At 69.6% G+C, this 14,623-nt stretch carries 12 protein-coding genes and 1 other RNA gene; 4 read left to right on the forward strand and 9 right to left on the reverse strand.

Translation table 11 applies throughout. The annotated features are described in order from the left end of the window. Window positions 1-113: 113 nt before the first annotated feature. Window positions 114-1,694, reverse strand: coding sequence for an MmpA family trehalose lipid delivery protein (locus Pph01_RS28325; RefSeq protein ID WP_204076214.1), 1,581 nt, complete (start codon window positions 1,692-1,694; stop codon window positions 114-116). 81 nt (window positions 1,695-1,775) lie between these two features. Next, the gene (locus Pph01_RS28330; RefSeq protein WP_204076215.1) at window positions 1,776-3,983 is read right to left on the reverse strand and encodes an acyl-CoA dehydrogenase family protein; all 2,208 of its coding nucleotides are present in this window, start codon (window positions 3,981-3,983) and stop codon (window positions 1,776-1,778) included. Window positions 3,984-4,273: 290 nt separating this feature from the next. Between Pph01_RS28330 and Pph01_RS28335 the strand changes: the two genes are divergently transcribed. Beyond that, window positions 4,274-5,347 carry a S1C family serine protease gene (locus tag Pph01_RS28335; RefSeq protein ID WP_204076216.1) on the forward strand — a complete coding sequence of 358 codons (1,074 nt, stop codon included), beginning with the start codon at window positions 4,274-4,276 and terminating at the stop codon, window positions 5,345-5,347. 85 nt (window positions 5,348-5,432) lie between these two features. Next, complete coding sequence (locus tag Pph01_RS28340; RefSeq protein WP_239117073.1) at window positions 5,433-6,452, forward strand: adenosine deaminase; 1,020 nt, start codon at window positions 5,433-5,435, stop codon at window positions 6,450-6,452. A 4-nt stretch (window positions 6,453-6,456) separates the two neighbouring features. Here the strand turns inward: Pph01_RS28340 and Pph01_RS28345 are convergent, their stop codons facing one another. From Pph01_RS28345 to ftsE, 6 genes are all read right to left on the reverse strand, one after another. Further along, complete coding sequence (locus Pph01_RS28345; protein WP_239117074.1) at window positions 6,457-7,056, reverse strand: GntR family transcriptional regulator; 600 nt, start codon at window positions 7,054-7,056, stop codon at window positions 6,457-6,459. 174 nt (window positions 7,057-7,230) lie between these two features. Further along, window positions 7,231-7,616, reverse strand: a transfer-messenger RNA (tmRNA) gene (ssrA, locus tag Pph01_RS28350). Window positions 7,617-7,917: 301 nt separating this feature from the next. Next, entirely contained in the window at window positions 7,918-9,816 is a 1,899-nt protein-coding gene (locus tag Pph01_RS28355; RefSeq protein WP_239117075.1) for a penicillin-binding transpeptidase domain-containing protein, read from the reverse strand. Window positions 9,817-9,825: 9 nt separating this feature from the next. Continuing rightward, a complete protein-coding gene (gene smpB, locus Pph01_RS28360) occupies window positions 9,826-10,308 on the reverse strand; it encodes an SsrA-binding protein SmpB (protein WP_204076217.1) in 483 nt (160 codons plus the stop codon). Window positions 10,309-10,377: 69 nt separating this feature from the next. Continuing rightward, the gene (gene ftsX, locus Pph01_RS28365; protein WP_204076218.1) at window positions 10,378-11,277 is read right to left on the reverse strand and encodes a permease-like cell division protein FtsX; all 900 of its coding nucleotides are present in this window, start codon (window positions 11,275-11,277) and stop codon (window positions 10,378-10,380) included. A gap of 14 nt (window positions 11,278-11,291) precedes the next feature. After that, window positions 11,292-11,981: a cell division ATP-binding protein FtsE gene (ftsE, locus tag Pph01_RS28370; RefSeq protein WP_203885078.1), complete on the reverse strand. Its 690-nt coding sequence runs from the start codon at window positions 11,979-11,981 to the stop codon at window positions 11,292-11,294. A gap of 174 nt (window positions 11,982-12,155) precedes the next feature. On the opposite strand from ftsE, the gene Pph01_RS28375 reads away from it, so the two are divergent. Next, window positions 12,156-12,344 (forward strand): hypothetical protein, encoded by a 189-nt coding sequence (locus tag Pph01_RS28375; RefSeq protein WP_204076219.1) that lies wholly within the window; start codon window positions 12,156-12,158, stop codon window positions 12,342-12,344. Window positions 12,345-12,381: 37 nt separating this feature from the next. Here Pph01_RS28375 and prfB read toward each other — a convergent pair whose 3' ends face one another. Then, window positions 12,382-13,491 (reverse strand): peptide chain release factor 2, encoded by a 1,110-nt coding sequence (gene prfB, locus Pph01_RS28380; protein ID WP_204076220.1) that lies wholly within the window; start codon window positions 13,489-13,491, stop codon window positions 12,382-12,384. Window positions 13,492-13,574: 83 nt separating this feature from the next. On the opposite strand from prfB, the gene Pph01_RS28385 reads away from it, so the two are divergent. Then, a complete protein-coding gene (locus Pph01_RS28385; RefSeq protein WP_204076221.1) occupies window positions 13,575-14,618 on the forward strand; it encodes a DUF8094 domain-containing protein in 1,044 nt (347 codons plus the stop codon). Window positions 14,619-14,623 lie beyond the last annotated feature (5 nt).

Consider the following 14,623-nt stretch of genomic DNA (forward strand, 5'->3'; position numbering starts at 1 on the left):
TCCGCAGTGGGCCGAGACTAGAACGTGATCCAGGTCATAATCCATAGCATTCGTCAAACCGTGATGAAAAACGTTACTCACGGGTATTGCACATAAAAACGGTGGGAACCGCCTCACAACCGCATCAAGAGCAGGTCGTCGTCCCGCCAGACGGGAATCGCTCCAGGTAGCCGAGATAGAAACGCGTTCTGGTTTTGTCCTTCCACCAGGACAAAACGCACGCCCTCTCCGGCGAACGCCGCGGTCAACGGACCCCGCCCGGCGACCAGGGCCCCGATTCTGCGGTTCAGCGGATCCTCCGAGTCCACCCGGATGCGCCCTCCACCGGGAAGGCCCACCACCAGCGCGTCGTCCCACACCACCCGCCGCGCGAACGACTTGGTCGCCGGGTCGAGCACCACCCGGCCGCCGTTCCAGCCGAACGCCCGGTAGGCCCCCCACGGCAGCGTCACCAGCGCGCCCGGCGCCGGATCGCGGTTGACGATCGCCTGTACGGCCCGCCAGCCGTCCGGGTACTCGGCCGAGCCGAGCCTCCCGAAGGCCCCCAGGGCGAAGGTCGGGAGGGCGAGCACGGGCACGACGACCGCCGCCACGGCGAACCGGCCGAGCACGGCCCGGTCCAGCCAGGCCACCGCGGCGGCGAACCCGACGGCCAGCAGCAGGGCGAACGGCGCGATGTACAGCTGGCCGTCGCGGAACGGCCCGAACCCGGACCACATCCCCATCAACCCCCGGAGGACGCCCGGGGCGAACGCTCCCGTGCACGCGATGACCAGCCCGGCTGCCGCGGCGACCGCGAGGCCGCGGGCGTACGGCTCGCCTTCCTGGGCGCGGTCGCGGCGAGCCTGCCGTACGAACCCGGCGAGGGCGACGGCGGTCAGTGCGAGCCGGACGGCGGCCGTCCCCCAGGAGTCCTGCCCCGGGACTCCGGCCTCGGCGTTCCAGATGCCGCCCAGCGAGAGCAGGCTGCCCAGCGTCCCGAACGGCCCGTCCGCCCTGGGTGCGAACGCCGCGACCCCGGCCGGGTCGGCGACCGCGTCCGAGCGCAGGGCAGGCACCAGCCACGGCAGACTGAGCACCGCCATCGTGGCCGCGCTCCCGGCGAGCCGGCGCACACGGGCCCGCCATCCGTCCGCGGTTCGGAACGCCGCCACCGGCAGCACGGCCACAGCGGTCACGAGCATGGCCTGGAAGCCCCCGACGGCGGCCGGGAGCAGCGCGGCGGCCAGGCGAAGCACCCCGCCCCGCGCCGCCGCCCGCACGGCCCAGGGAAGGCCCGCGAAGCCGAGGAGCAGCGCCCACTGCCCGAGCAGCAGGCGCTGGGCGAGGTAGGCGTTCCAGGCGTAGAACACGGCGGCCGCGAGGCGGGCGGCCGTCCTGTCCGCGGGGACGAGAGCCGCCGCCCCCGCGGCGGCCAGCACGAAGATCCCCAGCAGGACGGCCTTCTGCACGACCTGCCCGGGAAGGATCGCCGACAGGAGCGCGACGACCTGGTCGCTCGGCACCGCCCGGGGGAACCCCCCGCCGTGGGACCCCCATACCGGGTCGGGCACGAACACCATGTCGTAGCGCAGCGTGAAGCCCGGCCCCAGCGCCGGCCCCAGCGCGAGCAGGCCGAGGACGAGCCCCAGTGCGGCCGGTGCGAGACGCACGAAAGGGGAGGACGGCCGCATGCCGTACAGGCTAGGGCTCATCCCCTCAGAACAGGCCATGACGGATGTATCACGGCGGTCACGCGGCCGGAAGAGGGAAGACCCGCCGCGTGACCGCCGAGACTATTTGCCGGGCTCGGGGTCGCGCGGCAGGCCCAGCATGCGCTCGCCGATGATGTTGAGCTGCACCTCGGTCGTTCCGCCGTAGATCGTCATCGCGCGGGTGGCGAGGACGGCACGGTTCCAGTAGCCCGCGTCGCCGAGCTTCCAGTCGGCCGCGATGACCGCTCCGGAGCCGAGCAGGTCGACGGCCGTCTCCGACACGTGCTGCGCGTGGGAGGTGGACAGCAGCTTGCGCACCGACGCGTCGGCGCCGGGCTCCGCGCCCGCGAGCTGCTTGAGCGTCACACGCAGGGACAGCGCGTTGATCGAGTGCCCCTCGCACACCACGGCGGCCAGTTGCCGCCGCTCCACCGCCGTCAGCTCCCGGCCGAGCCTGCCCACCAGCCCGAGGAGGTCGGGCACCGAGGCGCCGGTCCCGCCGGAACCCGCCGACAGCGACACACGCTCGTTCGAGAGCGTGTTGCGCGCCACCTTCCAGCCTTCGTCGACGTTGCCGACCACGAGGTCGTCGGGCACGAAGACGTCGTCGAGGAAGACCTCGTTGAACAGGTTCTCCCCCGTCATCTCGGTCAGCGGCCGGACGGTGACGCCGGGCCCCTTCATGTCGACGAGGAAGTAGGTGATGCCGTCGTGCTTGGGCTTCGAGCCGTCCGACCGGGCGATGCAGATGCCCCATTCGGCCACGTGGGCGACCGACGTCCAGATCTTCTGGCCGTTGAGCTTCCAGCCGCCCTCGACCTTCTCGGCCTTCATCTGCAGCGAGGCGAGGTCGGAACCCGCGCCGGGCTCGGAGAACAGCTGGCACCAGACCGTCTCGCCGCTCAGCGTCTTGGGCAGGAACCGCTCCTGCTGCTCCGGCGTGCCGTAGGAGACGATGGAGGGGACCACCCACGCACCGATGATCATCTGCGGCAGCTTGATCTTGGCCGCGCGGATCTCCTGGTGGATGAGCACCTGCTCCAGCGGCGTCGCGTTACGGCCCCACGGCTTCGGCAGGTGCGGCATGACGAAACCGGCGGCGGCCAGCGCCCGCTTCTGCTCGACGCCCTCCAGGGCCGCGATCTCGGCCAGCTCGGCGCGGATGTCGGCCCGCAGCGCCTCGGCCTCCTCGGGCAGGTCGATCTCCATGTCGCGCGTCACCCCGTCCAGCGCGAGCGAGGCGACGGTCTCGGCCCAGTCCGCGGACGTCCCCAGCAACGCCCGGATCGTGAGCGCCCGCCGGTAGTAGAGGTGCGCCTCGTGCTCGAAGGTGTAGCCGATGCCGCCGAAGATCTGGATGGCGTCCTTGGCGCACTGCACCGCCGCGTCGGGAGCCGTCACCCCGGCGATCGCCGCCGCGTAGGCGAGCTCGTCCCCGGTCGCCCTCGTGGCGTCCCAGACGGTCGCCCTCGCCTGCTCGAGCGCGACGAGCATCCGGGAGAGCTTGTGCTTGACACCCTGGAACTGCCCGATCGGCCGGCCGAACTGGACCCGGACCTTGGCGTAGTCGGCCGCGGCCGCCACGCACCAGGCCGCGACGCCGATCGCGTCGGCGCCGAGGACGATCGCCGCGAGGTTCAGCACGTCGGGGCCTTCGAGCCCGTCGAGGATCCGCTCCTCCGGTACGGCCAGCGCCTCGACCTCCACCTTCGCGACACCGCGGGTGAGGTCGAGAGGTCGTGCCGGAGTGACCGTCGCCTGGGCGGCGTCGATCGCCACCCACTCCTCGCCGAGGTTCGTCGAGACCGGCAGGACGAGCACGTCGGCGAGAGCCGCCCCGAGGACGGGCTCGGCGGCGCCGCTGATCGTCAGCGTGCCCCCCTCGCGCACGCCCGTCAGGGAGCCTCCCAGCGCGACCGCGCCGGTCAGCGAGCCGTCCGCGAGACCGGGGAGCAGTTCGGCGTGCGCCTTGCCGCTGGACGCGAGGATCGCCGCACCCGCCAGGACGGTCGGCACCAGCGGCCCGGGGGCCACCCGCTCGGACAGCGCCTCGATCACGACGGCGGCCTCGAGCAGGCCGTAGCCGGAGCCGCCGTGCTCCTCGGGGATGTGCAGCCCGAGCAGACCCTGGTCGGCGAGGCCCGCCCAGAAGGCCGGCCGCTCCTCGGTGCCCGAGCCGTTCAGGTCGCCGACGGCGCCGCGGACCACCTCGACGGGAATGTTCCGTTCGGCCCATCCCGCCACCGACTCGCGGAGCGCCTCGTGCTCCTCGCTCAGCCCGATCGCCATGTGATTCCTCCACCACTAGACCCTTATAGAACCATATTCTAGAACTAGGTTCGCGGGCTAGATCGAGCGGACGCTCACCCCTGAGCGTTCAGGTCGCGGAGCAGGGCCTCCCCGTGAAGGCGAGCGGATCACGTCACGAAAGGCGGCGATCGCCGGCCCCCGAGTCACGCTTCGGCCACCTTCCACCGATGTTCGCCGAATGCCCTCGCGATGGAACGGGCCAGGTCACCGCCATGTCCACCCGGGCGCGTTGCGTGGATACCCGTCGCCTGCACGGATAGACAGGGACCATGGATTTCTCACGGGGGGCCGCCCGCGTCGCGGCGGCGCTGACGATGGTCGCGATCTCCTCCTGCGGAGGCGGCACGGACAGCCTGGAAACCGCTCCCGCCGCACGGTCGACGGCCACGTCGATTCCGCCGGGCGCCCCCAACGCGGTCGCGCTCGAAAACGCCATCGAGCAGGTGATCAAGAAGGTCCTCCCGTCCATCGTCCAGATCACCACGGCGCAGGGTCTCGGGTCCGGGATCGTGTACGACACGAAGGGCCACATCGTGACGAACGCCCATGTCGTGGGCACGGCCCGCGAGTTCCAGGTCACGCTCGCGAGCGGCGGCCAGCCGAGGAAGGCCACCCTCGTCAACACCTTCCGCGCCGGCGACCTGGCGATGATCAGGGTCGAGGACGCCCACGGGCTGACCCCCGCGTCCTTCGGCCGCTCGGCGCACCTCCAGGTCGGCCAGATCGTGCTCGCCATGGGCAACCCGCTGGGCTTCTCCGGCAGCGTGACCCAGGGCATCGTGTCCGCCCTCGGGCGCACGGTGTCCGGCCGGGGGCCGAACGGCACGCCCGGCGCCACGATCACCAACGCCATCCAGACGTCGGCCCCCATCAACCCGGGCAACAGCGGAGGGGCGCTCGTCGACATGGCGGGTCAGGTGATCGGCATCCCGACGTTGTCGGCGGTCGATCCCGAACAGGGGGCGGCGCCCGGCATCGGGTTCGCCATCCCCAGCGACACCGCCACCGACGTCGCCGGCCAGATCATCAAGTACGGCCGGGTCGTCAACAGCCGCCGCGCCGCTCTGGGCGTCCGCGTGGGCACGGCCGTCGACACCGGCGGGAACCCGATCGGGGCCGTGGTGGGCGCGGTGACGCCGGGCAGCGGGGCGACGAAGGCCGGGATCAAGCCGGGTGACGTCATCGTCAGCATCGACGGCACCCCCACGCCGACCTCCAACGCCCTCTCCCAGGTGCTCGCCACGCTGAAGCCGGGGAACCGGGTCAAGGTCCAACTCCTCCACCCGACCGGTCAGATCACCACCGTCACGGTCGAGCTCAGCGAGCTGCCGTCCAGCGGCTAGGCCGAACGGACAATCCTGACAAAATAGTGCGAGAAACGACGATTTCGCTTGGTGAGGGGCCAGGCGCCCTTGTTACGGTCGTGCCGTGCTCACCCCTGAAATCACCCAGTTCATCGCCGGGCTGCCCAAGGCCGAACTGCACGTCCACCACGTCGGCTCCGCCTCCCCGAGGATCGTCGCCGAGCTGGCCGCACGCCACGAGGGCTCGACACCGGTTCCCGCCGACCCCGCCCTGCTGGAGAGGTTCTTCGACTTCCGCGACTTCGCCCACTTCGTCGAGATCTATCTGGCGATCGTGGACCTCATCCGGGAGCCCGACGACCTCTGGGCTCTGATCTACGGGGTCGGCCGCGACCTGTCCGACCAGCGGGTGCGTTACGCCGAGCTCACCGTCACCCCGTACACGCACCTGCTGCGCGGTTTCGCGGACGCCGAGTTCTGCGAGATCATCGAGGACGCGCGCAGGCGGGTGGAGGCCGACTTCGGCACGGTGTTGCGCTGGTGCTTCGACATTCCCGGGGAGTCCGGCGTCCCCGGCGCCGACCGCACGCTGTCCGTCGCGCTCGACCAGCGGCCCGAAGGGCTGATTTCCTTCGGCCTCGGCGGCCCGGAGATCGGCGTGCCCCGCGGCCAGTTCGTCCCGCACTTCTCCGCCGCCAGGGCCGCCGGCCTGCACTCCGTGCCGCACGCGGGAGAGAGCACCGGCGCGCAGACGGTCTGGCACTCCATCCGCGACCTGGGCGCCGAGCGGATCGGCCACGGTGTGCACAGCGTCGAGGACCCGGCCCTGCTGGAACACCTGGTGACCAACGGCATCACGCTGGAGGTCTGCCCGACCTCCAACATCCGCACCCGGGTCGTGCCCACCCTGGCCGAGCACCCCCTGCCGGAGCTGGTCAAGGCGGGAGTCCCCATCACGATCAACTCCGACGACCCGCCGATGTTCGGCACGACCCTCAACCAGGAGTACGCGGTCGCCGCCGAACTGCTCGACCTCGACCGGGACGGGATCGCCGACCTGGCGCGGTCGGCCGTCCGCGCCTCCTTCCTCGGAGCCGAGGGGAAGTCCGCCCTCCTCGCCGAGATCGACGCGTACGCGGGTTAGGGAGTCAGAACTCGTCGGCGCCGGTCACTTGGACGATCGGGAAGACGTGGCGGGACGCGGCGCACACGGTCTCCAGGACGTGGATGGGCACGTCCTCGGCCGAATACCCCGCACGGACGATCTGCACGACCCATTCGCCGGGGTCGAGTTCCAGGACGGCGGCCTCGGCCTCCGTGGGAGGCCGCGCGGTCAGCTGCTCCTCGGCCCGGCCGAAGCGGTGCCCGAGCGCCTCGATCCCCGCCTGCAGGCTCGGCCGTACGAAGCCGGGCTCACAGAGCGGGGTGCCCCCGAAGACGTCCAGCCGGAAGTAGCTCGTCGCGACGCGTACGGGCACGTCGTCGGCCAGCATCATCTTGCGCCGGGCCAGGATCTCGGTTCCGGGCTGGACGCGCAGGGCGAGGGCGACGTGCTCGGAGGCGGGCTCCGGTCCCACGTACACCATGCGCCGGTCGGCCCGGATCCCCTGCCGCCCCGCCTCGGTCATGAACAGGGAGGCCGAGCCCCGCACCGCGGGCTCGGTGGGAAGCGCGCGTCGCACGAGGACCCGCGGCCGGCCTCCCGCCCTGTCACCTGGAACCGTCCCGCCTCGCACCCGTTCGTCCACAGCCGCCCGGTCTCCTTCCGTCCGCGGACCACCACAGCGACTCTAGCCAGGGGCCGGAACCCGGCCACGCACGAGGGCACGGGACCCCATAAAAAGATCAAGGGCGGCCGATCCGGCGGGACATCACCGAACCGACCGCCCTTCAGGCGATCCGCACGTCTCGAAAAGACGCGCACGTGGAGGTGGCGGGAATCGAACCCGCGTCCTTCAACACCAAGACAAGGCTTCTCCGGGCGCAGCCTGTTACGTTTTTCTCAGCCCCGGCAATCTCACAGGCGAGTCGCCGACGGGCTCAGTCACTGTTTGGTTTCCCGCTCGACCCCGTGACCGGGTCGGTCGGTTGAGCCTCCTAGCGATGTCAGATCCGGGCCGGAGGCGCTCCCGGGCTGACAGAGGTCACTCGCTGCTTAGGCGGCGAGAGCCAGGGAGTCCTGGCCGACCTCAGTGCGCATGTTATTGGCACTTATTGGTTTGCGGTCACAGTGTTAACGAGGTTATGTCCGCAGTCCTCGGCCCGCTTCCCTTGACTTGCAATGCCGAAGTCGAAACCGATCACCCCCTGTTGAGTTGTCAATCCCCCAGCTCCAAGAGCCGGGAAATGAACCCTACATTCTCAACACTCGCGGCGCGAACCGAATTCCAGCCGGTCCGGCATGGGACGGCGAAGCCCCCGGGACGCGGCATAGCACGCGCCCCGGGGGCCGACCGGCAGGGTCGAGCCGGTCCGGACGGAAGGGCTCCCCCCGAGATGGAGCCCTGATCTCATCACGGTGACCGGGACCGCAACCCCCCAAGCGGTGCCCAGTCACTGAGAAAGACGCCACGGACGGCCTCGATGGTTGCCTGTGGGACGGAAATTTTTCAGGTCTGCGTCTGCGCCTGCGTCTGCCTCTGCAGATAGCTGAAGAAGTCCCCCGCGATGCCCGCGGACGTCGTCGCGTCGGCGCTGTGGGAGAGCACGGCGACGGCCACGTCGCCCTGCCAGCCGACGAACCACGACAGGTTGGTGCGCTTCTTCTTCACGACCTGGGTCACCTCAGAGGCCACACCGTGCACGGGACCCCCCCGCGCCGCGGCGCTCTTGGCGGTGCCTTTCGTGACGCCCCAGCGCATCAGAGTGCGCAACGTCCCGACCATGGCGGGGTCGAGCACCTTCGGCGGCATCGGGGCGGCCGGAGGCGCCTCGGCCGAGGCGTCCGGCGTGGAGGGCGAGGTGACGAGCACGGGAGGCCGCCAGGTGCCGGAGTCGACCGCCGCCGCCACCAGCGCCATCGACAGGGGGCTCACCTGAACGCTCGTGCCGGCGATCAGCCTGGCCACGGCCGCGTCGGTCGTCGCCTCAGGAACCGACCCGGTGAAGGTCTTGAGCGGCAGGCCCCAGTCTCCGCCGATGCCGAACTCGGTGGCGCTGTCGGCGAGGGCGCGCCCGTCGACCCGCCTGGCCAGGGAGGCCAGCGCCGTCACGCACCCCTGCGCGAAGTCCCCCGAGAACGTGGGGGTCGCGGGCGACAGCAGTCCGGGCTGGACGAAGCGCGCGCCGCCGACCGTTCGGTCGGCGCTGCAGGGCACCTTCTGCGACGGGGTCAGGCCGTTCTCGAGGAGCGCGTCGGAGGCGATGATCGAGAACGTCGTGCCGGGCGGGTACTTCCCGGCGAGCGCGTCCTTCTCCTGGTTGAGCTGGTTCGTCGAAACCGCGAGGATCTCGCCCGTGGTCGCGTTCACGGCGACGAGGGCGGTCGGCCGGGAGCCGGCCACGGCGCCGTCGCCGGCCTTCTGGACGCGGCTGTCGATCGTCGTCCGGACGGAGTCGTTCTTCCGCCCGGGCCAGGCCTTGAGCTCCTTGACCTGGTCTGACGTCTTGGTGTCCAGGATGACGACGCGGGTCTCCGTCGAGCCCGTCAGCTGGTCCTGGTAGGCCTTCTGGAGGCCGTCGCGGCCCACGGTGTCGCCCGCCCGCTGCGGCCCGCCGAGTTGCTGCTCGGCCTCCGGCGTGATCGCCGCGACCCGGCCCACGATCTGGACGGGCGACTTCGGGGCGACCGGCGGGGTGTCCGGCTGGATCTCGAGGTCCTTGATCACCGCCAGCTTGGCCTGGATGCTGGCGTACTTGGTGCCGCCGAAGGTCGCGAGCGGGACGAAGTCGCGCGGCGGCGAGGAGAGGATCCGGCTCAGCAGCCGGTCCTGGGCGAAGCCGGTGATCTTCGAGAGCTGGTCGCACAGCCGGCCCGGGTCCTTGACCTTCGCGGGATAGACCCCGGCCACGTAGAGCTTGGTCTCCTCCTGCAGCGGGTTGCCCTGGTTGTCGAGGATGGGCTTGCGGCCCTCCGGCACGGTCGCCACGGCGAGCCGCTGCCCCGCGTGCAGATCAGGATGGATGATGCTCGGCGACCAGCGGACCTTCCACACGCCGTCCACCAGGTGCAGCGGCAGGGCGCCGTCGTACTCCCACAGCGGGTTGTTCTCCCCCAGGTCGACCTGGGCGTGGAACTCGGCCCGGGCGTCGTCGCCGTTGCGCTGGATGCCCTTCATCGAGAACCGGATCGAGGCGGCGTCGAGCTGCACCTCGAAGCTCTGCAGGGCGCCGCGCACGGTGGCCGGATCGCCGTCGACCCGCTGGGCGGCGTCGGCGTAGTCACCGGTCTGCCACCCGACCAGGAAGTCCCGGACGGCCTCGTGCGGTGACGGTTCCTCGAAGCAGCCGGTGAGCATCGGCGTCACCAGGCCGATCGCCAGCGCGGCGCGCAGGACTCTCGCGTGCACGGACACGGCCTAGCGGCCCCCCCGGCGGCGGACCGCGTTGGACATGGCGCGGGCCATGTCCCGGTTCGCCTGCTTCTCCATCAGGGTCTGCCGTTTGTCGTAGTCCTTCTTACCCCGGGCGACGCCGATTTCGATCTTGGCCTTCCCGTCCTTGAAGTACATGGCGAGCGGGATCAGGGTCAGGCCCCGCTCCTTGAGCGTGGCGCTGATCTTGCTGATCTCCTTGCCGTGCAGCAGCAGCTTGCGCGTGCGCCGTGCGGCGTGGTTGGTCCACGTGCCCTGGCTGTACTCCGGGATGTACACGTTGATCAGCCACGCCTCGCCGTTCTCCACCGAGGCGTAGCCGTCGGTGAGGTTGGCCTTGCCCGCGCGGAGCGACTTCACCTCGGTGCCGGTCAGCACGAGCCCGGCCTCATAGGTGTCCTCGATGAAGTACTCGTGCCGGGCACGCTTGTTCTGGGCGATCAGTTTTCGCCCGATCTCACGTGGCATACAGGGAGCCTACCGTTGACGCGGGGGGCGGAAACGACGTGCGCGTACGCTCGGGAGACCGCCCACCGGTCACACGCGCAGGTAACGACGGAGCGTGATGAACGAGGCGAGAACACAGATCACCACGCCGACGGCCATGGTGAAGGTGATCACACCCGCGACCGTGTTCCATCCGAGAGGGATGGCCATGTAGGTCTGGATGCCCTCGAACAGCAAGATCTTGGTGACGATCAGCAGGACCGCGGCGAAGACGCCGCCGATGAGGCCCGCGATCACACCCTCCATCACGAACGGCAACTGGATGTAGATGTTCGACGCGCCGACCAGCCGCATGATGCCGGTCTCCCGTCGCCGGTTGTAGGCCGACAGGCGGACCGTGTTGCCGATCAGCAGCGTCGCCGCGAACACCATCAGGATGGCCACACCCAGGGCCATGTTCCTCAGCTTGCCCAGGAATCCGAAGTAGGTGTCCAGGATCTGGCGCTGGTTGACGATGTTGGAGACGCCCTCTTGACCCGTGATGCTCTCGGTGACGGCGCCGGCGTTGTTGGGGTCCTTGAGCTTGACGCGGAAGGACTCCGGCAGGTCGTCGGGCTGCACGACCGACAGCAGCAGGCTGTTGCCCTGCTGCTCCTGAAAGTTCTTGTACGCCTGGGCCTGGTCCTCGAAGTCGACCCGCTCGACCTCGGGCATGCCCGAGATCGTCTGCTTCAGCGCCGCCTTCTGCTCGTCGTTGAGCGGGGGCTTGTTCTTACAGGACGGGAAGACGTCGTCCTTCTTGCACAGGAAGACCGACAGTTCGACCTTGTCGGTCCAGTAGCTGGTCATGGACGAGACCTGAGAGTTGATCATCAGCCCGATGCCGAGCAGTGCCATGCCGACCGCGACCGTCACGATGACGGCGATGGTCATCGTGAGGTTACGGCGAAGGCCGATCCAGACCTCGGAGAAGATGAAGTTGGCCCGCATGCTCGCAGTTACTCCTAATAAGCCTGACCGTAGACGCCACGCGACTGGTCGCGGACGATCTTTCCGTCCTCCAGCTCCACCACGCGCTTGCGCATGGAGTCGACGATGGCGGCATCGTGTGTGGCCATGAGGACGGTGGTGCCGGTCCTGTTGATGCGGTCGAGCACCTTCATGATGCCGATGCTCGTCGCGGGGTCGATGTTTCCGGTGGGCTCGTCGGCCAGCAGGATCATGGGCCGGTTGACGAAGGCCCGAGCCATCGCGACGCGCTGCTGCTCGCCGCCGGAGAGCTCGTCGGGCATACGGTGCGCCTTGCCCTCGAGGCCGACCAGCTCGATGACCTCCGGCACGACCTTGCGGATGAACCGCCGCGGCTTGCCGATGACCTCGAGCGCGAACGCCACGTTCTCGTAGACGTTCTTGTTGGGCAGCAGCCGGAAGTCCTGGAAGACGCATCCGATCCGGCGCCGCAGGTGGGGAACCTTGAAGTTGGACAGGCGGGAGAGGTCCTTGCCGGCGACATGGATCGCCCCGGAGTTGGGCCGCTCCTCCTTGAGGACCAGGCGAAGGAAGGTGGACTTCCCTGATCCGGAGGGACCGACGAGGAACACGAACTCGCCCTTGTCGACGTCCACGCTCACGTGGTCGAGGGCAGGCCGGTTTTGGTTCGCGTAGACCTTGCTGACATTATCGAAATGGATCACGGGCGCATCACGGCAAGCCAGTCTAGGGGGTTGGACATCCAACACGGAGGGAGACCGTAAGTTTCGATCGACGTTCCGGTTGGCCGTACCTCAGTGTAGGGGTAACACTGGCATGGAACGTCCATAACGGAAACAAAACGATTAGGCCTTGGATCATAGGATGGTAAGGGTGCTATGAGCTGCGAACATCTGATCTGCGCGGCCTGCGCGGGCCCTGTGGTGGAGGGCCGGTGCCCCGTCTGCCGCGAAGGACGCGCCAAGCTTCACCACCACGGGTTCATGGGTCTTTCGCCCGTGCTCATCGCACTGGCCGTACTGCTCGCCGTCGCGTTGCTGGCCCTGTCCCACATCAGCGGGTACTAGACCCGCCGACCCGCGTCAGCGGGCCGCCGGGCCCCGCTCAGTGCGCCTCCTGGCGGCGCATCCACCGGATCTCGCCCTCGATGAACTCGTCGAGGTCGCCGTCCAGGACGGCGCTCGGGTTGCCCGCCTCGACCCCGGAGCGCAGGTCCTTGACGATCTGGTACGGGTGCAGCACGTAGTTGCGGATCTGCGTGCCCCACGAGGTGGTGGTCTCGCCGCGAAGCTCGTTCATCGCGGCCGCCTCCTCCTGGCGCTTGCGCTCCAGCAGCTTCGCGGACAGCACGGCCATCGCGGAGGCCCGGTTCTGGAGCTGGGACCGCTCGTTCTGGCAGGACACCACGATGCCGGTCGGGATGTGGGTGATCCGGACGGCGGAGTCGGTCGTGTTCACTCCCTGACCGCCGGGGCCCGACGACCGGTAGACATCGACGCGGAGGTCGTCCTCGTTGATGTCGATGTGGTCGGTCTGCTCCACGACCGGGACCACGTCCACTCCGGCGAAGGAGGTCTGGCGGCGGCCCTGGTTGTCGAACGGGCTGATCCGGACCAGGCGGTGGGTCCCGTGCTCTCCCCTGAGCGTGCCGTACGCGTAGGGCGTCTTGATCACGAAGGTGGCCGACTTGATGCCGGCCTCCTCGGCGTAGGAGGTGTCGTAGACCTCGGTCGAGTACCCGTGGCGCTCCGCCCACCGCAGATACATGCGGAGCAGCATCTGCGCCCAGTCGGCCGCGTCGACGCCGCCGGCCTGGGAGTTGATCGTGACGAGCGCCTCCCGCGAGTCGTACTCGCCCGCCAGGAGGGTCCGGACCTCGAGCGCGCCGACGTCGGACTTGAGCGAGGCCAGTTCCCTCTCGGCCTCGGCCAGCGCGTCCTCGTCGCCCTCCTCGGCCGCCAGCTCGAACAGGACCGGCAGGTCCTCCAGGCGGCGGGCCAGACCCTCGACGCGGTTGATCTCACTCTGCAGGTGGGACAGCCTGCTGGTGACCTTCTGCGCCTGTTCAGGGTCGTTCCACAGGTCAGGAGCGGCAGCCTGCGCCTCCAGATCGACGACCTGCTTGCGCAGGGCGTCGAGGTCGAGCACATCCTGGATGCCCCTGAGTGTGCCGGTAAGCTCGCCGATCTCTTCGGCCGGATCGATGACTGCCACGTCTGTAAAGGGTACGCGAACCGAGGACGTCATCGGGTCTCGCACCTCGGCTAGCATGTGGATCCTTGTCCTAGGAGGCTGGCGTGAACGGGGTCGTCCGGAGTGCGCTCGCCGTGGCGCTGCTCGCCGGCACGGTTGCCGCCTGCACGAGCGCTGCGCCGCCGACGCCGTCGGCGAGCCCCGCCGCGGCCACGTCGAGCGCTCCGGCGCCGAGCCCGAGCCCCGAGCCGCAGGCCGTGACGATCAAGGATGCCGAAAAGGCGTTCGAGGGTTTCATCGCCACCGACGAGGTCCTCAGGGTGGCGGGCGCGGACAGGTGGGCGCTCTCACTCGCCCGTGACGCCCAGCGCCCCATCACGGCGGCCCAGATCCACTCCTCCGGCGCCAAGCCGCCTCGCTACACCTGGTCGCACCCCAAGGTGTTCGTGCCCCGGCAGAGCGCCAGAGCGGGCCTCCAGTGGTTCGCCGCGACGGCCCAGCGCCGCACCTCGAAGGGCGACGTCCGCATGGCCGTGTTCGCCTTCACGCGGCCGGACGCGGCCTCGCGGTGGCAGAACAGCTTCGAGTCCCTGATCTACCCGGGCGACGAGCCGCCGGCGATCGCCACGGACGCCGAGGGCTATGCGACGGCGCTCGACTCCCGTGACGGGAGCATCGCGGTCAGCCCCAACCTGATGGGTCCCCTGCACGCCACGGTCGCCGAGGAGGGGCAGGACGGCTACGCCTCGGGGCTGATCGCTCCGGGCCCGCAGACGACCGGCTTCGCGGCGGCGATCACGGCCGACCAGGACAGGGCCAGGGACAAGGACTGCATGGACTACCGGTCCATCTTCGCCATCGCCGCGAACTATCCGATCTTCGCAATGCGCACCGTCAACGGGGGCGGCCTCGTCTTCTACACGCTGTCGCGCACCTCGACGTGGACGCCCGAGATCAAGTGCAGCGAGGGCCGCCCGGTGCTGATCCCCCCGGCGGCCCGCTGGACTCTGAAGAACCCGTTCATCAGGAAAGAGCGCCGGATCGAGGAGACGCAGCAGTACGTGAGCGCGGTGCCGTCCAAGACGTCCACCGCGCCCGCTCGTGTCATCGCCTACGACAGCGTCGTCACCAGGGCCACCGCGACCTGATCACC

Origin of the sequence: Planotetraspora phitsanulokensis, assembly GCF_016863295.1 — a bacterium.
Classification (GTDB): domain Bacteria; phylum Actinomycetota; class Actinomycetes; order Streptosporangiales; family Streptosporangiaceae; genus Planotetraspora; species Planotetraspora phitsanulokensis.

Bases quoted from the DNA above. Each gene is read 5' to 3' on its own strand.
- Pph01_RS28325 (WP_204076214.1), bottom strand. From the start codon at position 1,694: ATGAGCCCTAGCCTGTACGGCATGCGGCCGTCCTCCCCTTTCGTGCGT.
- Pph01_RS28335 (WP_204076216.1), top strand. From the start codon at position 4,274: ATGGATTTCTCACGGGGGGCCGCCCGCGTCGCGGCGGCGCTGACGATG.
- Pph01_RS28330 (WP_204076215.1), bottom strand. From the start codon at position 3,983: ATGGCGATCGGGCTGAGCGAGGAGCACGAGGCGCTCCGCGAGTCGGTG.
- smpB (WP_204076217.1), bottom strand. From the start codon at position 10,308: ATGCCACGTGAGATCGGGCGAAAACTGATCGCCCAGAACAAGCGTGCC.
- ftsX (WP_204076218.1), bottom strand. From the start codon at position 11,277: ATGCGGGCCAACTTCATCTTCTCCGAGGTCTGGATCGGCCTTCGCCGT.
- Pph01_RS28375 (WP_204076219.1), top strand. From the start codon at position 12,156: ATGAGCTGCGAACATCTGATCTGCGCGGCCTGCGCGGGCCCTGTGGTG.